Below are 23,735 nucleotides of genomic sequence, written 5' to 3' on the forward strand. Positions count from 1 at the left end.
GGTGGGGCGGTTGACGGTGACCGCGGCGGTCACCGGATGCGGCGGACCACCGCTTCGAGGGTGTGGGCGAAGGTCCCGGCCGGGGTCGCGGTGCCGGTGAGGACCACTCCGGGCGGCCGGGAACCGGCGGCGACGAGCTGCCCGGCGAGCGCGTGGGCACGCTCGCCGCCCCCGCAGAACGCGCCGAGCACGAGGGGCCCGCCGAGGTCGGTCAGCGCCGCCAAAACCGCGTCGGCGGCCGGGGCGGAGGCGTCCGCGTACGGCGGCGGCCGCAGCAGCACCACGGCCTCCGGGCCCCGGTAGGCGTACGCGACCCGGGTCAGCGCGGACAGCGGGGTCCCCGGCGCCCGGACCAGGCAGACGGTGCCGGTGCCGGGGCGCGCGGCGGGGCGCAGCTCCGTCAGCGCGGCAGCCGCGCGCCGGGGGCCCGGCCGTCCGCGCGGCGTCCGGTCCGGCGGTGCCGCGAGGAGCGCGAGCGCCCCGCCGACCGTCGTCGCGTGCGTTGCCGTGCGCGGCAGTTCGCGCAGGGCGTGCGCGGTCCTGGTGAGCAGGTCCTCGGCCTGGGCGAGGCCCGTGCCGAGGCAGGTGGCGGTGAGCACGAGGCCCCCTCGTCGTCCCGGTGGGCGACGAGCGTGAGCGGGAATCCGGTGCGCGCGCCCAGCGTCTCGGGGGTGCTGACGCGGACGCCGAGCGCGGCGAGCGCGGGTGCGAGGTCGCCGGGCGGGCGCGGCCGGTTCTCGAAGACGACGAGGCTGCCGGTGCGCGGGACGGCCGTCGGCGCGGGGGTGGAGCCGGACGCGGCGGGGCCGCCCGGGCGGGTCCAGGACCGGATGCGCCCCTGCGAGACCCACTCGTACCCGGACAGGTCCAGGGCCTGGTCGCGCAGGCGGGCCGGGAGTTCGGCGAGCGGGGCGTACGGGTTGACGCCGGCGGTCATCGGCAGCGGGTTGCGCAGGGCGGCGGGCAGCCGTTCGACGCCGTCGAGGAGGATGCACCGGCCGGAGACCGCCGCGCTGAAGCCGATGTCGGCCGCGCCCTCGTGGCCGCCGGCCCGGTAGAGGGCCAGCGCCCACACGGCGTGCAGGGCGCTGCTCTCCGGGCAGCCGAGGGCCCCCGCCCACGCGGCGAGCCGTTCGCTCTCCTCGGGCGTGATCCGGGTCCGGACCTGGCCGGTGCCGTCGCCGGGGGGCGGAAGGGTGGCCGGGCCGGGCGGGGCGTCGCGCCAGAACTCGCGGGCCGGGGCGGTGTCCTGGGCCGCGAGCCAGCGCGTGTAGTCGCCGAGGTCGGGGCGGCGGGCGCCGCCGGGCAGCTCACCGCCCGCCAGGTAGGCGCGGTAGAACTCGTGCAGCAGCAGCCGCACGCTCCAGTCGTCGAGGAGCGCGGGGTGGAAGCTCAGCAGGACGCGGGTGCTGCCGGCCGCGTCCGGGCCGCCGCCCAGGAAGGTGACGCGCAGCGGTCCCGGGCGGCGCGGGTCGAGTCCCCGGCGCCGGTCGGCCTCGACCAGTGCGTGCCAGTCCACGCTGCCGTGCGGGAAGCGCAGCACTTCGGGCCCGGCGCCCTCGTGGCAGACGATCCACGGCTCGGGCCCCTCCTCGAAGGCGGCCCGCAGCACGCTCTCGCGTTCGGCGACGGACTGCCAGGCGGCGGCGAGCCGTTCCGGGTCGAGCGGCCCGTACCAGGTGACGGCGAGCTGTTCGCACCAGCCCTCGGTGCCGGGGTGGGCGTCCGCGTCCGCGAGGAGTTCCCGTTGCAGCGGGGTCGGCTCGATCCGGGGCGCGGGCGCGGGGCCGCTCTCCGCGACGGTCAGCAGGTCCGCGAACAGCCCGGCGGGGAAGGGCGCGGCGGCGTGTCCGGCCGACGGCCCGTCCGGGGTCAGGCGCAGGGTGTGGTGCCCGTCGTCGGCGGGTTCCAGGCTCGGCAGCCAGGAGGGGCGGGGCGCGTGCCGAGCCGGGCCAGGCGGTCGAGGGCGGCCTCGACGCGGTGCGGGTCCACGGGGCCGCGCAGCTCCAGGACGGGCGATGCGGCCGGGTCCTGGCCGGTGAGGTCGAGGACGACGGTCATCGGGCCGCCGGGGGTGGCCCGGGCCGAGGTGGTGTGCGAGGAGTGGTCGGTGGTCATCGTCCTGCGGGGCACGCATGCGGGAGCGCGGCGGACCGGCTGCGACGCGCATGCGGGAGACCCCCTCCCTCCCCTCTGTCGGCGAATGCGGAACGAGTATGCGAGGGCCCGCCCACACGGGACCGACACGGCACTGACACGGCGGTGGTCCGGTGGTGGGGCGCCGTGGTCCCGCAGGATTCCGTCGGGGAGGCGACCGGTTCCGTACCGTACGGGCGCATGCGAAGGCCCCGCGTCTTCCTCCAGCGGGACTGGACGCGGGGCCGAGTGCGACACGATTCAGAGCAGTTCGGTGACCGCCCCCGCGAACCCCGTGTCGAGCATGGTGCGGACCGTCGTGTCGGCGGAGCCGGCCAGGCCGGTGTCGTGGCAGGCGACGCTGAGCATGTACCGCCCGCCCAGGACCCGGTGGGTGTCGAACGCCCACTCGCCGTCGGCGGCGGGCCGGCCGTCGGGCGCGAGCAGTTCGCCGCCGCCCTCGGCGAAGCCGAACTCGGTGAAGTCGAGCCGCAGCCCCTGCCCGAGCGCCTTGGTGTACGCCTCCTTGAGCGTCCACAGCCGCAGCAGCCGGGCCGCCCGCTCCGCCTCCGGCAGGTGTTCCAGCGCCGCGCGCTCGCCGGGTGTCAGTACGTGTCCCTGGAGCAGGTCGTACGACATGGGCCGGGTGGCGGGTTCGACGTCGACGCCGATCCGGCCGTTGCGGCTGATGCCGACGGCGATCATGTCCTCGGTGTGGGTGAGGCTCACGTCGATCTGGTCGAGGCTGCGCAGATACGGGCGCCCGCCGATCCGGTACGCGAGGTCGAGTTCGGCCGGTCCGGTGCGCAGGGCGGCGGCCGCCGTGTACTTGGTGACGAGGCGGGAGGCGAGGAACCGGAAGCGGAGCGTCGGGTCCTGGGTGCGCCGGTAGCGCTGCCAGTCGCCGCCGAGCAGTTGGCGCAGCGCAGGCTGGGTGACGGCCGCCCCCAGCCACTCGCCCCAGGTGGTGTGGACGACGGCGTTGCCGTGGCGGTCCATGGCCTCGCGCACCAGATGCCAGGGCGCACCCGGTCCCGCGACATGGAGGGGTGCGCTGATCCGCCCGGCACCGGGCGCGGGGATGGTCGTCATGGCCTGCCTTCGTACGGGAGCGCGTCGAGGTCGTAGCCCAGACCCTCGCCGTGCCTGCGGAGCAGTTCGGCGAGCACCTGGTCCTGGACGCCGTCGGGCAGGGCGGGCACGGGGATGCCGAGGCGCTGCCCGGCCCGGGTGAGGGCGAGCACGGCCCAGGCGGGGTCCGCGAGGAACGGGTCGGCGCCGTCCTGGCCCTCCCAGACGGCGAGCACGGCCGCGGCGCCGACGATCCGGCTGTAGCGGTCGCTGAGCCGGACGACGGCCGGGTCGGCGAGGGCGGCGGGGCCGGGCGGGATGCGGCGGCACTGGGCGCGCAGCCCGCGCAGTTCGGTGGCGAACGCCTCGGCCAGCCCGGCCAGCGCGCCGGTGTGCCCGCCGGCGTCGCGGAGCGGGGCGAGCCGTTCGGCGGTCGCGGCGAGCGAGGCGGCCATGAAGTCGCCGCCGCCCGCGATGCCGAGGAGCCGGTAGTCCAGGGGGGGCAGCGCGGCGCCGGTGGTGAACAGCTCGGCGGGCGGCTCCGGTTCGGCGAACCAGGAGCGTTCGGCGAGGCCGCGCAGCTGGGGCACCAGGACCGACTGGCAGGAGGCGGATCCGGCGTGCCCGAGCCCGGCGACGGGGAGGTCGCGGCCGAGCTTGCCGAGCGCCCCGTACGCGGGGTTCGTGTGGTCGTAGCCTCGGGCGCCGAGGACCGTGGCCAGCTCTTCCAGGTTCTCCCGCAGCAGTTCGGGCACCACGTATTTGACGGCGGCGGCGAAGAGGTGGGCGCTCGCGGGCAGCAGGCTCAGGGCGCGCAGGACGGTGGTGGACATCGCGTCGCAGGCCAGGAGGTCGGCGAAGACCCCGGTGAGGGGCTTGTGCCAGCGCCTGGCGACCCCGTTCGCGCGGCCCTCCGTCGCGGCGCGCGCCGCGGAGTGCAGGACCGTTCCGGCGGCGGCGGTGACGAGCCCGCAGATCAGGCTCCGGTTGACCTGGAAGGCGCGCAGGGCGATGGCGGCCCCGTCCCCGGGGTGGCCGACGAGCGCGTCCTCGGGCACGGGCAGCTCGGCGAATTCGAGGCCGGAGAAGAGGGCCCCGCGCATTCCGGTGCTCTCGACCCGGGGCAGGTGGCGCAGGTGGGCCGGGTCCTGTCCGGCCGGGTCGAGCAGCAGGACGGAGTGGCCGCGCGGGCCGGGGGCCTCGTCGGTGCGGGCGTAGACGACGTGGAGGTCGGCGCGGGACGCGTTGAGGATGACGTCCTTGCGGCCGCTGATCCGGCGCCCGCCGGGGGCCGGGCGGGCGGTGAACTCGTGGCGCAGGATGGCGTTGGCGTGGGCGAGTTCGTGGTGCAGGATCGCGATCCGGCCGCCGTCCAGCAGCAGGCGGGCGGTCGCGCGGCGCTGCGGTTCGTCCCCGGCCGCCCACACGGCGCCCGCCGCGAACAGCGAGATGAGGCCGTGGCCCATGCCGAGCCCCAGGTCGCGCCGGAACACCGGCCGCACGGCCCGGGCCAGCAGATCGGCGCGGGTCAGCCTGCCGCCCAGCGCGACGGGCACGAACTCGGCGCCGATCCCCTCCTCGGTGAGCAGCGCCTCGGTCGCCTCGGGCGGGGTGCTGCGGGCGTCGGCGTCGAACAGGGCGGCGAGCCCGTGCGGGTTGGCGGGGTCGTAGGGGTCGCCGAGCCGTGCTTCCAGGCGCCGCGCCCGGTCGAGGGCGTCCGCGTCCGCACGGTCGGGGGCAGGCGAGGAGGAGGTGGGGGCGGGGCGCCCGGGGATCTCTGCGAGGGTGGTCATGACGGCGGCGTCCGCCTCCTTCGTCGTACGTGCACGGGGTGCGGGGTGGGCGTGGCTCGACCCTGCGGGCGGCCGCTCGCGACGCGGTCGAGAACGGCTGGGGAACCGCTCCACGGGCGCTCCGGACACGGCCCAGGGGGTCTCACAGCATCCGGACCGCGGTCTCCGCATGCCGCTTCGCCAGGTTGAGCGTGGCCGTGGAATTGCGGCCCAGCGCCTCGCGTACGTAACGCCGGGCCTGGGGCAGTCCGGCGCCCGCGCCCAGGACCTGTTCGACGGCGCTCTCGCGGAGGACGACGGTGTGCTGGGAGACCACGGTGACGCCGGTCGCGTCGGGCACCACGGACCACTCGCCGGTGTGCGCCTCCATCAGAGCGGGGGTGGCGGTCTGCTTGTAGACGATGCGCCCGGCGTGCGGGAAGCAGATGCGGACGGACTCGGTGGTGTGCGTACTCCCGTCGGCGGTGACGGTGTCCATCGCCATGACCTGGACGCCGGGCGCCGGTTCGGTGAAGTCGAGGCGCGAGACGTGCGGGACCAGCTCGGGCCAGTCGCCGATGCGGTACAGGAAGTCGTACACCAGCTCGGCGGGGCCGTGGACGCGCACCGAGTCCTCGAAGGACAGCACGAGGTCGTCCAGGACGGTCCAGCGCTCCGCGATCCCCTTCAGACTCGCCAACTCCGCCCGGGAGTTGGTGTCGGTCGCGGTCTCGACCCAGCGCACGTCCTCGAAACGGTCCCCGGCGACGGTGAAGTCGTGGAGCAGGACCAGCCGGGTCCCGCCGCCGGGGCGCTCCTCGACGATCCAGGTGCCCTCCATGGTCTCGACCGGGGCCTGCGGCCGGGTCTGCCGGAAGGTGATGCGGCGCGCCGCCGGGTCCTGGGCCCGCTCGGAGAGCCAGGACCGCACGTCGCCGTTGGCGGTCGCCCACATCCGCAGCCGCTCGTCGCGGCCGTCGAACTCCAGGCGCTCCACATGCACGTTGGGCGGGAAGAACAGCGGCCAGCGCTCGGCGTCCGCGATCAGCCCGTAGACGACGCCCGGCTGGGCGTCCACGTCGACACTGTGCCTCGTCCGGTGCACACGTACGTCCGACACCACACACCTCTTTCTCGGTTGTTCGTGGACCCCGCCCGCGCGGCGCGGGCGGTCCGGGAGGGTCAGAAGTTGCCCAGGCCGCCGCAGACGTTGAGGGCCTGCGCGGTGATGGAGGCGGCGGGCCCGGACGCCAGATAGCCGACCAGGGCCGCGACCTCCTCCGGGGTGGAGTAGCGCCCGAGCGGGATCTTCGCCTCGAAGCGGGCGAGGACGTCCTCGTCGGTGGTGTCCCAGGCGGCGGCGTACCCCGCGCGCACCCGCTCGGCCATCGCGGTCTCGACGTAGCCGGGGCAGACGGCGTTGACGGTGACCCCGGTCGGCGCCAGCTCGCGGCCGAGCGCCTTGGTGAAGCCGACGACACCGTGCTTGGACGCGCTGTACGGAGCGCCGAGCAGGACGCCCTGCTTGCCGGCGGTGGAGGCGATGTTGATGATCCGGCCCCGGGCGGCGGCGTCCTGGAGCCCGCCGTTCGCCAGCGCCTCGCGGGTCACCAGGAACACGCTGTTGAGGTTGGTGTCGATGACGTCGTACCAGAGCTCGTCGGTCAGCTCGGCGGTCACGCCGCCCCCGCTGCGCCCGGCGTTGTTGACGAGGACGGTGAGCGGCCCGTACGCGGTGACGGCGGCGCGCACCAGGGCGGCGACGTCCTCGCGGGAGCGCACGTCGGCGGCCTGCCCGGAGACGTCCAGGCCCTCGTCGCGCAGGGCGTCGACGGTCTCCTTGACGGCCGCGTCGGTGCGGGCGCAGAGGAAGACGCGGTGGCCGGCGCGGCCGAGCGTACGGACCACCTCCAGGCCGATGCCGCTCGTGCCGCCGGTCACCAGGGCGACGGGACGGGTCTCGGGGGTGGCGGTCATGAGCGGTGCTCCTTCGTCGTGGCCGGGTGTACGGAAACGGCGCGCGGCTCCACACGGGCCGGCAGCGCGAGCGGGGCGGACGGCCCGACCGGTTCCAGCGCCCGGTCCAGCGCGGTCCGGCTGAGCACGGGTCCGCGCGCGGCGACGTACCCGTCGGGGCGCACCAGGAGCCAGGCGCCGGGGCGCAGGCCGAGCGCGGTGCGCAGCGCCGCGTCCGGGTCGGCGAGCGGCGCGGGCCCCTCGGAGCCGTCGGCGCGGCCGCCGAGGGTGCGCACGGAGAGCCATTCCGCGTACTGGGCCGCCGCGGTGACGGCGACGCCCACGGGCACGTCGCCGGGTCCGGTGCCGCCCGCCCCGAGCAGCAGGCTCCACCGCACGTCCCGCAGTTCGCGCGCGAACGCCTCGCGCACGGTGGGCTCCAGGCCGTCCAGCGCGACGGCCCGGGCGCGGCCGCCCGGGGCTGGTCCGGTGGCGGCGGTCCCCGCGGTGGTGAGCGGCGAGTCGCCGTAACCGATGCGCAGCCCGGACATTCCGCCGAGGACCTTGCGCTGAATGGCGCGGCGCAGCGGGGTGACGTTGCGGACGACGGTGAAGACGACGGGCAGCACGGCCGCGGCCAGCAGGTTCTTCAGCTGCACGAGGACGGTGGCCGTGCGGGTGGAGTCGAGCAGGGCGGCGCCGATGGGCACGCGCTCGGCGCCGTAGCTGTCGAGCAACCGGTCTGCCGCGTGGCCCTGCTCGACCTGGGCAAGCTTCCAGGCCAGGTTGTACGCCTCCTGGATGCCGGTGTTCATGCCCTGGCCGGAGGCGGGGCTGTGCACATGGGCGGCGTCGCCCGCGACGAAGACCCGGCCCTCGCGCATCCGGTCGACCCTGCGCTGCTGGAACGTGAAGACGGACGTCCACTCGCTGGGCCCGACGGTGACCTGGCGGCCGAGGCCCTTGGACAGCTTCGCGCTCAGGCGTTCCTCGACGCCCTCCGCGTCGCGGTCCGGCACGGTGTCGAGGAGGCGCCAGTGGCCCTCGCGCGCGTACGGCACCATCATGAGCGCCTGTCCGCCGGTGTGCGCCCAGTAGATGGTGTCGGGCGGCAGGTCCATCGTGACGGGCACGTCGGCGAGCATCCACGTCTCGCTGCTGGTGCCGGCGAGTTCCAGGCCGAGGAGTTTGCGGACGGTGCTGTGGCCGCCGTCGCACCCGACCAGCCAGGAGGCGTCCGCGGTGCTCCGGGCCCCGTCGGCGTCCTCCAGCGTCACGCGCACCCCGTCCGGGCGCTGGTCGAGGCCGGTGAGCCGGACGCCCCACTCGATGTCGACGCCGAGCCGGGCCACCGCCTCGCGCAGTACGGCCTCCGTGTCGGTCTGGCCGATGACCAGCGTGAAGGGGTACGCGGTCGGCATCGTCCCGTAGTCGGCCTGGAGGCGCACCAGGCGGCGGCCCTCGGCGTACATGGTGAAGGCGGCGTTGCGGCGGCCCCGGGCGAGCATGGCGTCCACGACGCCCATCTGGTCGTACGTCTCCAGGGTGCGCGGGTGGGTGGCGACGGCGCGGCTGGTGCGCGCCGGGCCGGGGGCCGCGTCGATGAGGCGGACCCGCAGGCCGCGGCGGGCCAGTTCGTGGGCGGCGGTCAGGCCGACGGGCCCGGCGCCCGCGATCAGCACCTGCGGCGGGACGGCCGGCTCCGTGCCGGAGTTCACCATGGTCGGTCTCCCGGGGTGGGTGGCGGAACAGAGGGTCGGACGGTCACAGCGCGGCGCTGGCGCGCAGCTTCTGCCGCACGGCGCGCCGTCGGGGCTTCCCGGTGGGCGTGCGCGGCACGGTGTCGATCGCCTCCGCGAAGCGGATCTGCTCGAAGCGGCCGAGGCGGTCGTTGGCGCGTTCGGTGATGGCGTCGAGCACGTCGAGGACGCCGTGGCCGTAGGGGTCGCCGCCCGCCCCGGCGTCCTCGCGCAGCACGATCCCGGCCCAGACCAGGGCCCCGTGCTCGGGGTCGGGCCAGTCCGCGACCAGGCAGTCGGCGACCCGGGGGTCGTCTGCGAGTATCCGCTCGATGCGGCTGGGCGAGACGATCTCGTTGTCGTACTTGAAGACATCGGCGAGCCGGTCGACCAGGCTGAGGTTGCCCTCGTCGTCCAGGCGGCCGACGTCACCGGTCGCGAAGAAGCCGTCCGCGTCCACCCGGGCGGGGTGCGCCTCGTCCAGGTAACCGGCCATCAGCTGCGGCCCGCGCACCAGGACCTCACCGACCGACCAGGGGCCGAGCGGGCGCCGGGTCGTCAGGTCCACGATGCGGCACTCGGTGCCCGCGACGACGGAACCGACGGTGCCGGGGCGGTAGCGGCCGGGCCGCTGGCTGTGCGTGAGCGGGGACAGCTCCGCCATGCCGTACCCCTGGATGACGGGCACCCCGAGCCGTTGCTCGAGGACCCCCGCCGCCTGCGGCCGCAGCGCCGATCCGCCGGACAGCACGGCGGTCAGCCGCAGCCCGTCCGGCGCACCGCCCGCCGCGAGGCGCTCGTCGGCGGCCAGGGCGTGCAGCCGGGCGGGCAGCCCGTAGTAGTGCGTGGCGCCCGCGTCGGCGGCGGCGCCGAGCGATGCGTAGGGGTCCGGGTCCTGGCAGAGGACCTGGCAGGCGCCCGCGTACAGGGCCGAGTTGAGGTGCATGACGTGGTAGAGCGGCAGGTGGTTGAGGGTCACCGAGGCGCCGGTCAGGCCGTGCGCGTCGGCGGTCTGCCAGGCGTTGGCGACCACGTTGCGATGGGTCAGCAGGACGCCCTTGGGGGCGCCGGTCGTCCCGGTGGTGAACTGCACGCACGCCACGTCGTCCGGCGATGCGGCGGGCCCGGCGTACGGCCGCGCCCCGGCGATCAGCTCGTGCAGGGGGGCGGTGCCGGCGGGGGCCTGCCCGTCCATGGCCACCACGGTGCGCAAGGCGGGCAACCCGGGCGCGATCCTCGTCAGGGTGGCGGCGGTGGTGGCGGGCGCGAGGACGATCCCGGCGCCCGACGTGGCGAGCACATGGCGCAGCCCGTCCGGCGGGAGCAGCGGGTTGACCAGGACGACCGCGGCCCCGGCCCGCACGACCCCGTGGTACGCGGCGGCGAACTCCGGGGTGAGGGTGTGGGTGACCGCGACCCGGGTGCCGCGGCCGGCGCCCGCCGAGGAGAGCCAACCGGCGATCCGGTCGGCGTAGGCGTCGAGTTCGGCGAAGCGCAGCACGCGGGTCGCGGTGCGCACGGCGGTGCCGTCGGGGTCGCGCCGCGTGGCGCGCCGCAGCAGTCCGTCCACCAGGAGTTCGCCGTACGGGGTGTCGCGCACCGGGGTCCCCTTCCGTCGTCCACCGGCGGCCTTTACCTCCGGATTGCCTTCACCCTCCGCCGGTGCGCTTGAGGAATCTTCGAAGAGCGCTCGATCAGCACCACGGAAGGTGACGGAGAACCGCCCGAAGACCCCTCGGAGGAAAAGGAAGACACGATGACGGCCGACACCACGCACCTCACCGGCCCGGCGCCGGACACCTCGGAATTCGGTTCGCTGTACGCCGAGGTGCAGCAGTTCTACGCCCATCAGATGCAGCTCTTCGACCGGCACGAGGCCGAGCGCTGGGCCGCCACCTTCACCGAGGACGCCGTGTTCAGCGTGCCCACCCTGGACAGCCCGGTGCACGGGCGTGCGGAGCTGGCCGCCAACGTCCACCGCAACCGGGCCCGTCAGGAGCGCGAGGGCGGGCAGTTGCGCCACTGGATCGGCATGCTCGACGTGGACGCCCGCCCCGGCGGCGTCCTGCACACCCGGGCCTACGCGCTGGTCTTCGCGACGCCCCGGGGCGGTGTGCCGGTGGTGTCGCGGTTCTGTGTGATGGCGGACGAACTGGTGCGCTGCCGGGGCCGGCTGCGGGTACGGAGCCGCGTGGTGTCGCGGGACGACCTCACCGCCGGCTACCCGGCCCCGGTGCTCGTCTGAGGATGCGCGGAGGCGTCAGGCGCGGCAGACCGGCAGACCGCCGTGGTACCGCGCCATCTCCCGGAACAGCGCCCCGATGTCGAGGGGCGCGCCCGGGAGGGCGCCGCGCTCCTCCGCGTACGCCCGGTGCAGATTGGGCACCAGGCGCTCGGCGTCCAGGAGCCCGGCGTACGGCCCGGGCCCCGCCTCCCGGGCGACGTCGTACGGGGTCAGGCCGGCGGCGACGCCCTCGCGGGCGAGCTCCTGGAGGCGGCGGAAGTAGCCCGCGTCGGCGTCGAGGAGTTCCGGGCCGCCGACGGGGCCGTGGCCGGGGACGACCGTGAGCGGTTCCAGGGCGCGCAACGCGGCGAGGGCGCGCAGGGAGCCGCTGACCGAGCCCATGGGGCAGAACGGGGTGACGCCGTTCATCACCACGTCACCGGCGAACAGGACGCGCTGGTCCGGCAGCCACACCACGGTGTCGCCGCAGGTGTGCGCGGGCCCCACATGCAGGAGTTCGGCCCGCAGCTCCCCCACGTACAGGGTCATCCGCTCCTCGAAGGTGACCTGCGGGACGACGACCTCAAGCTCCCCCCAGCGCACCTCGGGCCAGAGCCCCGTCAGGTGCAGCCCCGCCGCGGCGGCCTCGTCCCGGGCCCGCGCGTGGCCGACGACGACCGCCTCGGGGAAGACGCAGTTGCCGAAGGTGTGGTCGCCGTGGAAGTGCGTGTTGACCAGGTACCGGGGCGGCCGGTCCGCGACGGCCAGGACCCGGGCGCGCAGGGCGCGGGCCCGGCCCGCGGTGGCGACGGTGTCGACGAGCGCGCTCTCACCGCCGCCGGCGAGCAGCCCGGAGTTGTTCAGGCACCAGCCGCCGTCGCCCTGGACGTGGGCGTGGACGCCGTCGGCGATCTCGGTGAGCCGGCCGTCCGTCATTCAGGCCGCCGTCCGGGCGGCCAGCGCCCCGTTGACGAGGTCGAGGTACGCGCGCGGGGTCTGCGCCTCGTCCAGCGCCTCCTCGTCCAGCGCCACGTCGTGATCGCGCTCGATGACGCCGGTGACCTGGAGCAGGGCCAGCGAGTCGTAGCCGAGGTCGAGGAAGAGGGTGTCCTGGGCGGCCTCGTCCAGCGGCACGCCCTCGTCGCTGCCGGCGGCGTCGCGCAGCAGGGCGGCAAGGTCGGTCAGGTTCAGGCGGTCCACGGTGTTCCCCTCCTGGTACGGGTGTGCGTTCGGGTGGTGCATAGAGGTGTACGGCGCTCAGAGATGTACGGCGCTCACGCGCGGGGCGCGCGCACCACAGCCGCCGCGTTGAAGCCGCCCCGGCCCCGGGCGAGGACCAGCGCGTGCCGCAGCCGCGCCGGGCGTGGCGCACCGGTCACCAGGTCCACCGGGCAGTCGTCGGCGAGCCGCCCGACCGGTGCGCCCGGCGGGACGACCTGGTCACGCAGGGCGAGCAGGGCCGCCGCCAGATCGAGGGCGGACCCGCCCGAACCGAGGCGCCCGAACAGCGACTTCGGGGCCGTCACCGGCACCCCGTACGGGCCGAAGAGCGCGGTGAGCGCGGCGGCCTCGGCGCGGTCGGCGTCCCGGTCCCCGGCGGCGTCCGCGAAGACCACGTCCACGTCCGCCGCGTCGACCCGGGCGTCGGCGAGGGCGAGGCGCGCGGCGTCGAGCAGGCGGGGCGCGCCGCGTCCGGGCGCCGGGTCGAAGGTGGCGGCGCAGCCCTCGACGGTGCCGAGGACGCGGGCCCCCCTGGCGTGCGCGGCGTCGCCGTCCTCCACGACGAGCAGGGCGCCGCCCTCCCCCACGACGTGCCCGGAGGCGTCGGCGGAGAACGGCAGATAGGCGTCGGCCGGGTCGCGCCGGGTACTCAGGCCCCCGGCGGCCAGCTGGGCGGTGAGGCCCCACGGGCACACCGTCGCGTCGAAGCCTCCGGTGAGGACGGCCCGGCCGCCCTTGCGCAGCTGGCGCCGGGCCTGGGCCATCGCGTCGAGGCCGCCCGCCTGCTCGGAGACGACGACACCGCTGGGGCCGCGCAGGCCGTGCCGGATGGAGATCTGCCCGGAGTTGGCGGCGTAGAACCAGGCGAAGGACTGGAAGGCGCCGACGTACCGGCTGCCCTTGCTCCACAGCTCCTGGAGCTCGCGCTGACCGAACTCGAAGCCGCCCGCGCCGTTGGCGGTCACGACGCCCATGCCGTACTCGGGCAGGGCCGACGGGTCGATGTCCGCGTCCGTGATGGCCTCGGCCGCCGCCGCGAGGGCGAGCCGCGTGACGCGGTCGGTCTGCGGCAGCAGCTTGGCCGGGACGTGCGCCGCGTCCTCGAAGCCGGTGACCTCGCCGGCGAGGACGGCCGGGTAGCCGGAGGCGTCGAACCGGGTGACGGGGCCGATCGCGCGGTGCCCGCGCAGGACCGCCGACCACCAGGTCTCGGTGCCGACGCCGCCGGGCGCGGCGATCCCGATGCCGGTGACGGCCGCGGTCGCGGTGCGGGCGGGGGCGTCTGTCTCCGGGGCGGTGACGGTCATCGGTGCGCCTCCGTCCGGGGTGCGGTGAGCACCATCGCGCTCTGGAAGCCGCCGAATCCGCTGCCGACACTGAGGACGGTGTCGGTGCGCTGCTCGCGGGCGACGAGCGGCACGTAGTCGAGGTCGCAGCTCGGGTCGGGCTCGTGGAGGTTGGCGGTGGGCGGCACGGTGTCGTGCTCGATGGCCAGCGCGCACGCGGCGATCTCCAGGGAGCCGATCGCGCCGAGCGAGTGCCCGATCATCGACTTGATCGAGCTGACGGGCACCCGGTAGGCGTGCTCGCCCAGGCTGGCCTTGAAGGCGGCCGTCTCGTGCTTGTCGTTCTGCTTCGTGCCCGAGCCGTGCGCGTTGACGTAGTCCACGGCGGACGGGTCGAGCCGCGCCTCGTCCAGGGCGGTACGGACGGCCTCCGCCATCTCCCGCCCGTCCAGGCGCAGTCCGGTCATGTGGTACGCGTTCGAGCGGCTGGCGAACCCCGCGATCTCCGCGTACACATGCGCCCCCCGGCGCACCGCGTGCGTGTACTCCTCCAGCACGAGTACGGCGCTGCCCTCGCCGAGAACGAAGCCGCCCCGGGTCCGGTCGAAGGGGCGCGAGGCGGTCTCCGGCTCGTCGTTGCGCGCGGAGGTGGCCCGGATCGCGTCGAAGGAGGCCAGGGTGATCGGGGTGATCGGCGCCTCGGACGCACCGGCCAGCATCACGTCGGCGCTGCCCTCGCGGATGAGCTCCGCGGCGTGCCCGAGCGAGTCGAGGCCGGAGGTGCACCCGGTGGAGACGACGGCGACGGGGCCGAGCGCCCCGGCGTCCCGGGCGACCTCGGCGGCCACGGAGCTCGGCACGAGGTAGTCCCCGAGCCGTTCCTCCGCGCGGGCCGGGTCCAGCAGCCAGTGTTCGCCGCCCTCGCTGACATGCGCGTACACCTCGTCGAGCCCGCTGCTGCACCCGACGGCGGTGCCCAGCGAGACGCCGGTGCGCTCGCCCCCGGCCGCCAGGTCGATGCCGCTGTCGGCGACGGCCTCGCGGGCGGCGGTGAGCGCGAACTGCGCGACCCGGTCCAGGCGGTGGGCATCGGCGGCGTCGAAGCCGTAGTGCGCGGGGTCGAAGTCGGCCTCGGCGGCGATCCGGGACCGGAACGACGCGGCGTCGAAGCGGGTGATGCGGCGGGTGGCGGTACGGCCCTCCGTCAGCAGCGACCAGAACGCGGCGGTGCCGGTGCCGCCCGGGGCGACCACCCCCACCCCGGTGATGACGACCCGCCTCATCGGACACCCGCCGGCTGCGGGGCGAGCCGCCGCACCACGCGGGCGGCGCGGCCCACCAGCCGGGGCAGCTCGTGACCCCGCAGGAAGAAGTGGTCGCCGGGCACGGTGCGGACGGCGAAGGGGCCGGTGGTCCAGGCGCGCCACTGCGCCATGGCCTCCGGCTGCGCCAGCGGGTCGTCGGCTCCGGCGACCGCGAGGACGGGGACCGTGAGCGGCCCGGCGGGCGAGGGTTCGCGGGCGGCCGTCCGCAGTTCGTGTGCGAGGACGAGGTCGTCGCGGAGCACCGGCAGCACGGTCTGGTGCCAGAAGTCGCCGGGCCGGGCGCGCGTGGGCAGGGCGCCCGCCTCGCCGAGCATGCGCAGCAGCTCCTCGTCGCCCGCCCGGCACTGGTCGGCCAGGGCGGACAGCTCGTCGGGCGGCGGGCAGGCGCCGACGACGAGCAGCGCGGGCCCCGGGAGCCCCGCCTCGTGCAGGGCCCGGGTGACGCTGTACGCGACGAGGGCGCCGAGGCTGTGCCCGTACAGGATGTACGGGGCTTCGCCGCTCTCGCCGCTCTCCCCGGTGAAGTGGGGCAGCTGGTCCGCGAGCAGGCCGGCGGGGCGGGTGAGGCGCGGCTCGGAGCGTCGGCGTTCGCGGCCGGGCAGCAGGTGCGGCACGGTCTCGACGCCGGGGCCGAGGCGCGGGCCCCAGCCGTAGAAGGCGGAGACTCCCGCTCCGGCGTGCGCGAAGCAGTGGAGCCGTACGGGCCGTTCGTCGGGCATGGGCCGTCCTCTCGCGTAGGAGTCCGGGCCCTCGGCCTGGGCCCTCCCCGACCGCAGCCTGGCAACTCCCGCTAGAACGGTGCTGGACCTCGGCTCAGGCCGCGTACAGATCGAACGTGGACAGTCCGCGCGGCCCGCTGAGCACGTCGAGCGCGGGGTCGACGGTGAGCATGGCCCGGTGCAGCCGCTGCATCTGCGGCGACGGCTCCACGCCCAGCTCCTCCACGAGTCGGAGCCTCAGCCTGCGGTAGACGTCGAGGGCGGTGGCCTGGCGGCCGGACCGGTAGAGGGCGACCATCGCCTGCGAGTGCAGCCCCTCGTGCTGGGGGTGGCGCATGATCAGGTCGGTGAGTTCGGCGAGGACCTCGGTGTGCCGGCCGCAGCGCAGATCCGCGTCGATGCGCCGCTCGACGGTGACCAGGCGGGACTCCTCCAGCCGCATCACCTCGATGTCGAGGACCGGTCCCAGCCGTACGTCGACCAGCGCGGAGCCCTGCCACATGGCGAGCGCCTCGCCGAACAGCGAGGAGGCCCGGACGTCCTCGCCCCGGTCGAAGGCGCCGCGCCCGGCCGTCACCAGCTCCTCGTAACGGTGCACGTCGACGGCGTCCGGCGGGATCTGGAGCAGGTAGCCGCCGTGCCGGGTGGCCAGGACCTCCTTGGCGGCGCCGGGGGTGTCGGGCCCCATGGCGGTGCCGAGCCGGCGGCGTAATTGGAGGATGTACGTCTGAAGGGTGGTCATGGCGCTCTGCGGCGAGTTGCTGCCCCAGATCTCCTCCATGAGGGTGGGCACGGGCACGACGCGGCCCGGATGGAAGGCGAGCAGCGCGAGGAGCTGTCGCGGCTTGCCCGCGGTGGGCACGATCGACATCCCGTTGACCTCGGCACTCAACGGACCCAGAACCTGTATGCGCACGGTGGCCTCCCCAAGGACCGGCCGGGGTGGACCCGGCCGTGATCGCGTGCGCCGGCGCCTTCGCCCCCGTGGCCGAAAGCCGTCGGCGCCAGGCACGCTAGCCCCGGCCACACCGTGCGCCTCATTCTCTCGATCAGCGTTCGAGCGGCTTTCCAAGCAGGCATTGCGGCCGGATTGCGCCCCGTGGAGCGCCGTCTCGAGAACACGCAGACGACGGCTGGAGGGGCGCTCGGGCGGCCTCCCCCGGCCACCGGCCGGTCGTTACCGTCCATGCCGTGACCGGATTACGAGGGGGAGCCACCCGATGAGCGTCCTCGCCACTCCACGCCCGGATGCGGCGCGGTCCGCCGCGAACAGCCCCGTGGAGTTCCGGCTGCTGGGCCCGGTCATGGTCCACGACGCCACCGGGGGCGCGGACATCGTCCCGGCCGGTTCCAAACAGCGCGCGCTGCTCGCCGCGTTCGTCACACACGCCGGGGTGCTGCTCGACGTGGACCGGCTGGCGGCGGAGCTGTGGGACGGGGCGGACGGGGCCCCTCCCGGGAACGCGGCGAACGCGCTTCAGGCCCATGTGGCCCGGCTGCGGCGGCTGCTGCCCACGCCCGGCGACTACGGCCATGTGTGGATCAGCACCCTGCCGACGGGCTACCTGCTCGACCTGGGCGGCGCCTCCACCGACGTCCAGCGCTTCACCCGGCGCTCGTCCGAGGGGCGGGCGGCCGTCGCCACCGACCCGGCGCGGGCGGCGCAGATCCTGCACGGTGCCCTGGAGCTGTGGCGCGGACCGGCGTTGCAGGACTGCCGCAGGGGCCCGGTGTGCGCGGCGGAGGCCGACCGGCTGGACGAGATGCGGCTCACGACGCTGGAGGCGCTGTACGAGGCGCGGCTGCGCTGCGAGCGGCACGGCGAGTGCATCGGCGACCTGGAACGGCTGACCGCCGACCACCCGCTGCGCGAGCGCTTCTACGACCTGCTCATGGTCGCCCTGTACCGCAGCGGCCGCCAGGCGGAGGCCATCGGCGTGTACGAGCGGGCCCGGCGCCGCCTGGTCGCCGCCCTCGGCATCGAACCGGGCCCGGCGCTGCGCGGCCGCCTGGAGTCGGTGCTCACCCACTCCCCCGGCCTGGCCGCGCCCGTGGCCCCCGGCGTCCTGGACGAACTGGACCGGCTGCGCCGCCGGGTGGACGAGCTGGCCAGGCAGCAGCTGGAGCTGACCCGCCGGCTGAGCGCGGCCACGGCGGGCCCTCAGGCGACAGGTTCTCAGGCGGCGGGCTCTCAGGCGGTGGCGAGGTGAGCGGCGAGTGCGGTGAGGTCCGGGTGGTCGTGGAGGACGACGGCGCGCTCCCGTAGCCCGTACAGCCGGTTGACCGCCGTCATGAACTCCGCGCCCGCCCGGGCGTCGACCCCCAGATCGCTGAACGGGGTGCGGGGGTCCAGGTCCCACGGATCGCAGGCCAGCACCTGCGCCAGCTCCTCGCGCAGTTCGTCGGCCGAGGGCAGCGGACGGCACGGCGGCGCGGCCGGGGCGACGACGGGAGCGGGCGCCGCCACGCACCGCGCCTCCCTCGCCACATGCAGGGCGAACGCCTCCAGGCAGGGGTGGTCCAGGACGGCCGCCCCTTGATGGCGGTGCCGAAACGGGCGTTGACGGTCGCCACGAACTCCGTGCCGAGCAGCGAGTCGAGGCCGATCTCCGGGAACGGCTGCCAGGAGCGCAGGGTGCCCGCGTCGCGCCGGATGACGTCCGCCAGCAGGCCGAGCAGCGTGGCCAGGACATCGGCGGGGGCGGAGACCATGTCACGCGGCCCGCACGGCCTCGGCCCGGGGGCGTGGCGGCACCGTGCGGTAGCGGCCGGTCCGCCCGGGGCCCACGAGCACCGGCAGCAGCAGCTGCCAGAGCGCCCCGCCGTCCTCCGGCCGCACCCCGGCCCCGGCGGTCCGGTCCGTACCGGGCGGCGCGATTCCGTACAGCAGGGCGGCGAGCAGCGCCTCGGCGCCGTCGCCCCGGGCGTCGCCGCTCAGCTCCCCGGCCGCGTCGGCCTCGTCCAGCAGGCGCCGGGCCTCGGCGAGCCAGGCCCGGCGCAGGCCGCCGGTGCCGGCGGGCCCGTCCACACCGTCGTCGGCCAGCCGGAAGGCGGCCCGGGCGACCGGGTCGTCGCGGCGGACCAGGGTCAGCCAGTGCGTGAGGTCGATGAGGCGCTGCACCGGCCCGTCGCCGGTGGCCCGCCGCTCGTCCAGGAACTCCCCGAGCAGGGCGCTGCCGTGCAGCGCCACCGCGTCGGCCAGCGCGTCCTTCGACGGGAAGTGGAAGTACAGCGCCCCCTTGGTCACGCCCGCGGCGGCGGCGATCTGGCCGAGCGTGGCACTCGCGTACCCGCTCCGGGTGAACAGCTCCGCCGCGGCGTCGATGAGCCGGCGCCTGGTGCGCTCCGACCTCTCCTGCATTTTCGCCCTCCCAGGACGTGGGACCCCTGCGCTCGGCCGGCGCTCAGCCGACCTGGGTCAGCCGCTCGCCGGTGTCGGCGGCGGCCGTCCCGGGTGCCGGTGCGGACCCGGCCTTCAGAATGGAGCGCTGCAGTCGTTGCAGCCCTGCGGATGGCTCGAGCCCCAGCTCACCGACGAGCCTGGTCCGCAGCCGGTGGTAGGCGTCCAGCGCCTCGCTGCGCCGGCCCGAGCGGTGCAGGGCGACCATGTAGTGGGCGTGCAGGTTCTCGTGCGTGCGGTAGCGGCTGACCAGGACCGTGAGTTCGCTCAGCAGCTCGCGGTGGCGGCCGAGGCGCAGGTCGGCGTCGATGCGCTGGTCGAGGGCGCACAGCCAGGTCTCCTCCAGGCGCCGGATCTCCATGTCCAGCCGCGGCCCCGTCCGTACGTCGACGAGGGGGAGCCGGTCCACAGGGCGAGCGCGTCGCGCAGTTCGCGTGCGGCGCGCCGGTAGTCGCCCGCGTCGCTCGTGCGGTAGCCGCAGCCCACCAGCCGTTCGAACTCGCGGACGTCGACGGTGCCGCCCGAGGTGTGCAGCACGTACCCGCCGGGGGCGGTGACCAGGACGTCCTTGGCCGTACGCGACGAGGCGTCGCCCGGGGCGCGTTCCAGGGCCGCGGCGATGAGCTCGCGCACCTGCAACACGTAGGTCTGCAAGGTGGTACGGGCACTGCGCGGCGGATTCCCGCACCACAGCTCCTCGATCAGGTCGGGCACGGAGACCACGCGGTCGGCGTGCACGGCCAGGAGCGCCAGCACCTGCCGGGCCTTCGGCGCCGTCGGGGTGACCGAGACCCCGCCCTCGGTGACGGCCAGCGCGCCGAGTACTTCGATGTCCATGGTGCTCCCCCTCTTCACGCACGACTCATCAGCGAAGCTAAAAACAGGGCGCGCGGTTTGTCAATACCAAACCGCGTGCCCTGTTTACAAGGGAGATCCGGGGAGCCTCTACTGCGGGGGGTTGCCGTGCTTGCGGGCCGGCAGGTCGGCGTGCTTGGTGCGGAGCATCGCGAGCGAGGCGATCAGGACCTCGCGCGTCCCGGCCGGGTCGATGACGTCGTCCACGAGCCCGCGCTCGGCTGCGTAGTAAGGGTGCATCAGCTCGGTCCTGTACTCCTTGACCATGCGGGCGCGCATCGCCTCGGGGTCCTCGGCCTCCGCGATCTGCCGCCGGAAGATGACGTTGGCGGCGCCCTCGGCACCCATGACCGCGATCTCGTTGGTGGGCCAGGCGTAGGTGAGGTCCGCACCGATGGACTGGCTGTCCATGACGATGTAGGCCCCGCCGTACGCCTTGCGCAGGATCAGCGAGATACGGGGCACGGTGGCGTTGCAGTACGCGTACAGCAGTTTGGCGCCGTGCCGGATGATGCCGCCGTGCTCCTGGTCGACGCCGGGCAGGAAGCCGGGCACGTCGAGGAGCGTCACGATCGGGATGTTGAAGGCGTCGCAGAGCTGCACGAAGCGCGCGGCCTTCTCGGAAGCCTCGATGTCCAGCACCCCGGCCAGCGACTTCGGCTGGTTGGCCACGATGCCCACCACCTCGCCACCCAGCCGGGCCAGGGCGCAGATGATGTTGCGGGCCCAGCGCTCGTGGACCTCCAGATACTCGCCGTCGTCCACCAGTTCCTCGATGACCTCCGCCATGTCGTACGGGCGGTTGCCGTCCACCGGCACCAGATCGAGGAGGGTGTCCGAGCGTCGGTCGGCCGGGTCGGCGGTCGGTGCCAGGGGCGGGTTCTCGCGGTTGTTCTGCGGCAGCAGGGAGAGCAGATAGCGGACCTCGGCGATGCAGGTCTCCTCGTCGTCGTACGCGAAGTGCGCGACGCCCGAGGTCTCGGCGTGGACGTCCGCGCCGCCCAGGCCGTTCTGGGTGATCTCCTCGCCGGTGACCGCCTTCACGACGTCCGGACCGGTGATGAACATCTGCGAGGTCTCACGGACCATGAACACGAAGTCGGTGAGGGCGGGGCTGTAGGCCGCACCGCCCGCGCACGGGCCGAGCATCACGCTGATCTGCGGGATGACCCCGGAGGCGCGCGTGTTCCGCTGGAAGATCCCGCCGTACCCGGCGAGCGCGGAAACACCCTCCTGGATACGGGCGCCCGCGCCGTCGTTCAGGGACACCAGCGGCGCACCGGCCGAGATGGCCATGTCCATGATCTTGTGGATCTTCGTCGCGTGCGCCTCGCCCAGCGCCCCGCCGAAGATCCGGAAGTCGTGCGCGTACACGAAGACCGTCCGGCCCTCCACCGTCCCCCAACCGGTGACCACACCATCCGTGTACGGCTTCTTCGCCTCCAGACCGAAACCCGTCGCCCGGTGCCGGCGCAGCTGCTCCACCTCATGGAAGGAACCGGGGTCGAAAAGAAGCTCGATGCGCTCGCGCGCCGTCAGCTTGCCCTTGGCGTGCTGCACCTCGGTCGCCCGGTCACCGGGCCCGCGCTCCGCCGCCGCGTGGATCTCGCGCAGTTCCGCCACGCGGCCGCGGAGTCCGGCCTGCCCCAGCAGTTCCGGGACGGGGGAAGTGGTCATCGACATGTCGTCAGGTCCCTTCCTGGAATGCGTTGCCGCACTATCGCCAGCTGCGCGGAGCCCGGTAGACGGGCGCCGGGCTCCACCCCGGGACGCGCCCCGCCGGGGCCTCGTCCCGCTGCCCGCCGCCGCCCGCGCGCAGGGCGAGCAGCACCACCGTGAGCGCGGCAAGCTCCTCCTCGGTGGCCCGTCCGCGCTCGATGCGCAACGCGGACACCGCCGGTCCCGGACCGCCCATACCCCACCTCCAGCGTTTACGGCAGCATCGGCCACCCCGCTGGAGCACCGCTCCGGCTCCACTGGATAACCGCTCGACAAACGGTCAACGGCTCCCCGCACGGACGGACTTCAGCCCCGCCGCCAGCGCACGGGCACAGCCCGTCCCGCTGCCGACCCCCGTCATGACCACGGCCGCGACCGTGCCCTCGGCAGCCGCGCACGCCATCTCGTACGCGGCCGCGCCCCCCGGCCCGGCCCCGCACAGCACCAGCCGCCCGGGCCCCTCGGCCCCCAGCAGCCGGGGCAGCGACGAAGGGTCCCCCGGCCGCGCCGCCCGCAGGCTCACGATCCGTTCCGGGCCCCGGTGATGGCGTGCCAGTGCCTCGTACGCGCCCATGGGCACCCCCGGCGTCCGCACCAGCACGATCGTGTCGGCCGACGGGTCCCCGGCGCGCAGCACCGCCAGATCGGGCCCCTCCGGCACGGGCGGGCGGGGCAGCACGCGGGGCACCTCGAAGCCCCGGAGTAGTTCGAGGAGATCGCCGACGGCGGACTGCGGGTCGCGGTGGTCCGGCAGCGACCTCAGCAGGCGCACGCAGTGCGAGAGCAGCGCGGACGCGTCCATGTCCCCCAGGCAGCGGCGGTCGTGGCGCACCGTGAGGGCGAGCCCGCCGTCCGCGTCGTGCCGGGCGGCGAGGGTGAGCGGCAGTCCGGGGTGGGCGCTGATGCTGCGCGGGGCGTCCACCTCGACGCCCTGGGCGCGCAGCTCGGCGAGCAGCGCCGGAGGCAGCTCGACCCGGTTGTCGAACACGACCCCGGTCTCGAAGAGTTCGGCATCGGGGTTCCGGCCGGTCCAGACCCGGACCCGGTCGGCCGGCACCCAGGCGTGGACGGCCAGGTCCAGCGCGGCGTCACGCGCCTGCCCGAGAAGACCGGCCACCGGCTCGGCGGGGTCGACGGTGACCGTCATCGGCAGCGGGTTGCCCAGCAGCCCCGGAATGCCCGCGGCACCCTCCATCGGGATGTCCCGGGCCGACAGGTGCACGCCGAAGCTGACCGGCACCGGGCCGACCGCACCGGCCGCCCGGTACAGCAGCAGCGCCCACACGGCGTGCAGGGCGCTGGACTCCCCCGCCCCGCGCATCGCGGCCCAGGTGCGCAGCCGGGTGGTCTGGGGCGGCCGCAGCCGCCGGTGGACGCGTCCGACGCCGCTGTCCCCGGCCGGAAATCCGTCGTCCGGGGCCTCGGGGACGGCCGGCTCCGGGGCCGGGGCGGCCGTCGCCCAGTAGGCGCGGGCGCCCTCGGTCCGCTGCCGGGCCAGCCAACGGGCGTGGTCGCGCACATCGGGCCGCCGCTCGCGGCCGGGCAGGGTGCCGCCGCGCGCGTAGGCCCGGTAGAACTCCCGCAGGAGCAGGTGGACGCCGCGCTCGTCCAGCAGCGCCCGGTGATAGGTGAGCAGGACCCGGGTGGGCGCACGGGTGCCCCGGGCCGGGGCGGCCCCTCCATCAGGGTCACGCGCAGCAGGCCGGGGCGGTGCGGTGCGAAGCCGCGCAGACGGTCGCGCTCGATCAGGTCGCTCCAGGAGACGGCGCCGTGTGCGAGGTGGGCGACGTCGATCTCCGCCCACTCGTGCAGCACCAGGCGGGGCAGGTGCGTCCAGTCGAAGGCCGCCCGCAGCACGGTCTCCCGGTCGGCGACGGACAGCCAGGCAGCGGTGAACCGGGCGAGGTCGACGGGCCCCGTCCAGTTCCAGGCGACCTGTCCGACGTGCCCGCCCGCCGGCTCCTCGACGGCCGCGCGGATCAGGTCCTGCTGGTGGCCGGCCACCGCGACGGTGTCGCGCGCGCCGCCCGCCAGCGCCAGGACGTCGGCGAACACCGCGGCTCCGGGCCTGCCCCGACCGCCGTGCGTGGGGGCGATGCGCAGGGTGTGGCGCCCGGTACCGGACGCCTCCGCGGTCACCGTGCGGGCATGACGCTGGGTCACCCGCGCCGCCACCGCCTCGGCCCGGCCCGGGTCCAGGGGACCGCACAGCTCCGCCTCGACGGACGGGCCGGAGGCGGCGGGCACCGGTGCGAGGACCACCGCAAGCACCGGATCGTCACTCATCGGGGCCCTGACCCCGTGTGCACCGC

20 protein-coding genes and 2 pseudogenes are annotated in these 23,735 nt (G+C 75.3%); 2 read left to right on the top strand and 20 right to left on the bottom strand.

Annotated elements, in window-relative coordinates; translation table 11 throughout:
* Window positions 1–400: 400 nt before the first annotated feature.
* The 7 genes from NEH16_RS32435 to NEH16_RS32465 form a co-directional block, all read right to left on the bottom strand.
* Window positions 401–2,170 (bottom strand): condensation domain-containing protein, encoded by a 1,770-nt coding sequence (locus tag NEH16_RS32435; protein WP_265546720.1) that lies wholly within the window; start codon window positions 2,168–2,170, stop codon window positions 401–403.
* A 227-nt stretch (window positions 2,171–2,397) separates the two neighbouring features.
* A complete protein-coding gene (locus NEH16_RS32440) occupies window positions 2,398–3,228 on the bottom strand; it encodes a 4'-phosphopantetheinyl transferase family protein (RefSeq protein WP_073969565.1) in 831 nt (276 codons plus the stop codon).
* Entirely contained in the window at window positions 3,225–5,000 is a 1,776-nt protein-coding gene (locus NEH16_RS32445; protein ID WP_265546722.1) for an acyl-CoA dehydrogenase, read from the bottom strand. Before NEH16_RS32445 ends, NEH16_RS32440 begins: the two co-directional genes overlap by 4 nt.
* 142 nt (window positions 5,001–5,142) lie before the next feature.
* Window positions 5,143–6,099 carry an aromatase/cyclase gene (locus tag NEH16_RS32450; RefSeq protein WP_265546724.1) on the bottom strand — a complete coding sequence of 319 codons (957 nt, stop codon included), beginning with the start codon at window positions 6,097–6,099 and terminating at the stop codon, window positions 5,143–5,145.
* 62 nt (window positions 6,100–6,161) lie between these two features.
* Window positions 6,162–6,956 carry an SDR family NAD(P)-dependent oxidoreductase gene (locus NEH16_RS32455; protein WP_265546726.1) on the bottom strand — a complete coding sequence of 265 codons (795 nt, stop codon included), beginning with the start codon at window positions 6,954–6,956 and terminating at the stop codon, window positions 6,162–6,164.
* Window positions 6,953–8,656 (bottom strand): FAD-dependent oxidoreductase, encoded by a 1,704-nt coding sequence (locus NEH16_RS32460; RefSeq protein ID WP_265546728.1) that lies wholly within the window; start codon window positions 8,654–8,656, stop codon window positions 6,953–6,955. Before NEH16_RS32460 ends, NEH16_RS32455 begins: the two co-directional genes overlap by 4 nt.
* Before the next feature lie 43 nt (window positions 8,657–8,699).
* Window positions 8,700–10,274 (bottom strand): class I adenylate-forming enzyme family protein, encoded by a 1,575-nt coding sequence (locus tag NEH16_RS32465; protein WP_265546729.1) that lies wholly within the window; start codon window positions 10,272–10,274, stop codon window positions 8,700–8,702.
* 156 nt (window positions 10,275–10,430) lie between these two features.
* On the opposite strand from NEH16_RS32465, the gene NEH16_RS32470 reads away from it, so the two are divergent.
* The gene (locus NEH16_RS32470) at window positions 10,431–10,919 is read left to right on the top strand and encodes a nuclear transport factor 2 family protein (RefSeq protein WP_073969571.1); all 489 of its coding nucleotides are present in this window, start codon (window positions 10,431–10,433) and stop codon (window positions 10,917–10,919) included.
* 15 nt (window positions 10,920–10,934) lie between these two features.
* Here the strand turns inward: NEH16_RS32470 and NEH16_RS32475 are convergent, their stop codons facing one another.
* From NEH16_RS32475 to NEH16_RS32500, 6 genes are all read right to left on the bottom strand, one after another.
* Window positions 10,935–11,834 (bottom strand): MBL fold metallo-hydrolase, encoded by a 900-nt coding sequence (locus NEH16_RS32475; RefSeq protein ID WP_265546730.1) that lies wholly within the window; start codon window positions 11,832–11,834, stop codon window positions 10,935–10,937.
* Window positions 11,835–12,098: an acyl carrier protein gene (locus tag NEH16_RS32480; protein WP_073969573.1), complete on the bottom strand. Its 264-nt coding sequence runs from the start codon at window positions 12,096–12,098 to the stop codon at window positions 11,835–11,837.
* Window positions 12,099–12,172: 74 nt separating this feature from the next.
* Entirely contained in the window at window positions 12,173–13,426 is a 1,254-nt protein-coding gene (locus tag NEH16_RS32485) for a beta-ketoacyl synthase N-terminal-like domain-containing protein (RefSeq protein ID WP_073969574.1), read from the bottom strand.
* Window positions 13,423–14,688, bottom strand: coding sequence for a beta-ketoacyl-[acyl-carrier-protein] synthase family protein (locus NEH16_RS32490; protein ID WP_265546732.1), 1,266 nt, complete (start codon window positions 14,686–14,688; stop codon window positions 13,423–13,425). Before NEH16_RS32490 ends, NEH16_RS32485 begins: the two co-directional genes overlap by 4 nt.
* Window positions 14,685–15,449: a thioesterase II family protein gene (locus NEH16_RS32495; RefSeq protein WP_265546734.1), complete on the bottom strand. Its 765-nt coding sequence runs from the start codon at window positions 15,447–15,449 to the stop codon at window positions 14,685–14,687. Before NEH16_RS32495 ends, NEH16_RS32490 begins: the two co-directional genes overlap by 4 nt.
* A gap of 94 nt (window positions 15,450–15,543) precedes the next feature.
* Window positions 15,544–16,365 (bottom strand): AfsR/SARP family transcriptional regulator, encoded by an 822-nt coding sequence (locus NEH16_RS32500; RefSeq protein ID WP_073969577.1) that lies wholly within the window; start codon window positions 16,363–16,365, stop codon window positions 15,544–15,546.
* Between the two features lie 304 nt (window positions 16,366–16,669).
* Here NEH16_RS32500 and NEH16_RS32505 point away from each other — a divergent pair, with 304 nt between their 5' ends.
* The gene (locus tag NEH16_RS32505; protein ID WP_265546735.1) at window positions 16,670–17,659 is read left to right on the top strand and encodes an AfsR/SARP family transcriptional regulator; all 990 of its coding nucleotides are present in this window, start codon (window positions 16,670–16,672) and stop codon (window positions 17,657–17,659) included.
* On the opposite strand, the gene NEH16_RS32510 is transcribed toward NEH16_RS32505, so the two are convergent.
* The 7 genes and pseudogenes from NEH16_RS32510 to NEH16_RS32540 form a co-directional block, all read right to left on the bottom strand.
* Window positions 17,641–17,916, bottom strand: coding sequence for an acyl carrier protein (locus NEH16_RS32510; RefSeq protein WP_265546736.1), 276 nt, complete (start codon window positions 17,914–17,916; stop codon window positions 17,641–17,643). The genes NEH16_RS32505 and NEH16_RS32510 overlap by 19 nt on opposite strands.
* Before the next feature lie 128 nt (window positions 17,917–18,044).
* A pseudogene (locus tag NEH16_RS32515) lies at window positions 18,045–18,161 on the bottom strand (acyl carrier protein); the annotation flags it as partial.
* A gap of 1 nt (window position 18,162) precedes the next feature.
* Complete coding sequence (locus tag NEH16_RS32520) at window positions 18,163–18,810, bottom strand: ScbR family autoregulator-binding transcription factor (RefSeq protein ID WP_265546738.1); 648 nt, start codon at window positions 18,808–18,810, stop codon at window positions 18,163–18,165.
* Window positions 18,811–18,853: 43 nt separating this feature from the next.
* A pseudogene (locus NEH16_RS32525) lies at window positions 18,854–19,686 on the bottom strand (AfsR/SARP family transcriptional regulator).
* A gap of 108 nt (window positions 19,687–19,794) precedes the next feature.
* Complete coding sequence (locus tag NEH16_RS32530) at window positions 19,795–21,381, bottom strand: acyl-CoA carboxylase subunit beta (RefSeq protein WP_265546740.1); 1,587 nt, start codon at window positions 21,379–21,381, stop codon at window positions 19,795–19,797.
* 40 nt (window positions 21,382–21,421) lie between these two features.
* Window positions 21,422–21,619 carry an acyl-CoA carboxylase subunit epsilon gene (locus NEH16_RS32535; protein WP_265546742.1) on the bottom strand — a complete coding sequence of 66 codons (198 nt, stop codon included), beginning with the start codon at window positions 21,617–21,619 and terminating at the stop codon, window positions 21,422–21,424.
* A gap of 84 nt (window positions 21,620–21,703) precedes the next feature.
* Window positions 21,704–23,632 carry a condensation domain-containing protein gene (locus NEH16_RS32540; protein WP_343299528.1) on the bottom strand — a complete coding sequence of 643 codons (1,929 nt, stop codon included), beginning with the start codon at window positions 23,630–23,632 and terminating at the stop codon, window positions 21,704–21,706.
* Window positions 23,633–23,735: the final 103 nt, after the last annotated feature.

This window comes from Streptomyces drozdowiczii (genome assembly GCF_026167665.1).
Classification (GTDB): domain Bacteria; phylum Actinomycetota; class Actinomycetes; order Streptomycetales; family Streptomycetaceae; genus Streptomyces; species Streptomyces drozdowiczii_A.

Coding starts and splice junctions, on each gene's coding strand:
- NEH16_RS32495 (WP_265546734.1), bottom strand. CDS start 15,449: ATGCCCGACGAACGGCCCGTACGGCTCCACTGCTTCGCGCACGCCGGA.
- NEH16_RS32485 (WP_073969574.1), bottom strand. CDS start 13,426: ATGACCGTCACCGCCCCGGAGACAGACGCCCCCGCCCGCACCGCGACC.
- NEH16_RS32435 (WP_265546720.1), bottom strand. CDS start 2,170: ATGCGCGTCGCAGCCGGTCCGCCGCGCTCCCGCATGCGTGCCCCGCAG.
- NEH16_RS32475 (WP_265546730.1), bottom strand. CDS start 11,834: ATGACGGACGGCCGGCTCACCGAGATCGCCGACGGCGTCCACGCCCAC.
- NEH16_RS32505 (WP_265546735.1), top strand. CDS start 16,670: ATGAGCGTCCTCGCCACTCCACGCCCGGATGCGGCGCGGTCCGCCGCG.
- NEH16_RS32440 (WP_073969565.1), bottom strand. CDS start 3,228: ATGACGACCATCCCCGCGCCCGGTGCCGGGCGGATCAGCGCACCCCTC.
- NEH16_RS32520 (WP_265546738.1), bottom strand. CDS start 18,810: ATGCAGGAGAGGTCGGAGCGCACCAGGCGCCGGCTCATCGACGCCGCG.
- NEH16_RS32470 (WP_073969571.1), top strand. CDS start 10,431: ATGACGGCCGACACCACGCACCTCACCGGCCCGGCGCCGGACACCTCG.
- NEH16_RS32445 (WP_265546722.1), bottom strand. CDS start 5,000: ATGACCACCCTCGCAGAGATCCCCGGGCGCCCCGCCCCCACCTCCTCC.
- NEH16_RS32535 (WP_265546742.1), bottom strand. CDS start 21,619: ATGGGCGGTCCGGGACCGGCGGTGTCCGCGTTGCGCATCGAGCGCGGA.
- NEH16_RS32455 (WP_265546726.1), bottom strand. CDS start 6,956: ATGACCGCCACCCCCGAGACCCGTCCCGTCGCCCTGGTGACCGGCGGC.
- NEH16_RS32530 (WP_265546740.1), bottom strand. CDS start 21,381: ATGACCACTTCCCCCGTCCCGGAACTGCTGGGGCAGGCCGGACTCCGC.
- NEH16_RS32490 (WP_265546732.1), bottom strand. CDS start 14,688: ATGAGGCGGGTCGTCATCACCGGGGTGGGGGTGGTCGCCCCGGGCGGC.
- NEH16_RS32460 (WP_265546728.1), bottom strand. CDS start 8,656: ATGGTGAACTCCGGCACGGAGCCGGCCGTCCCGCCGCAGGTGCTGATC.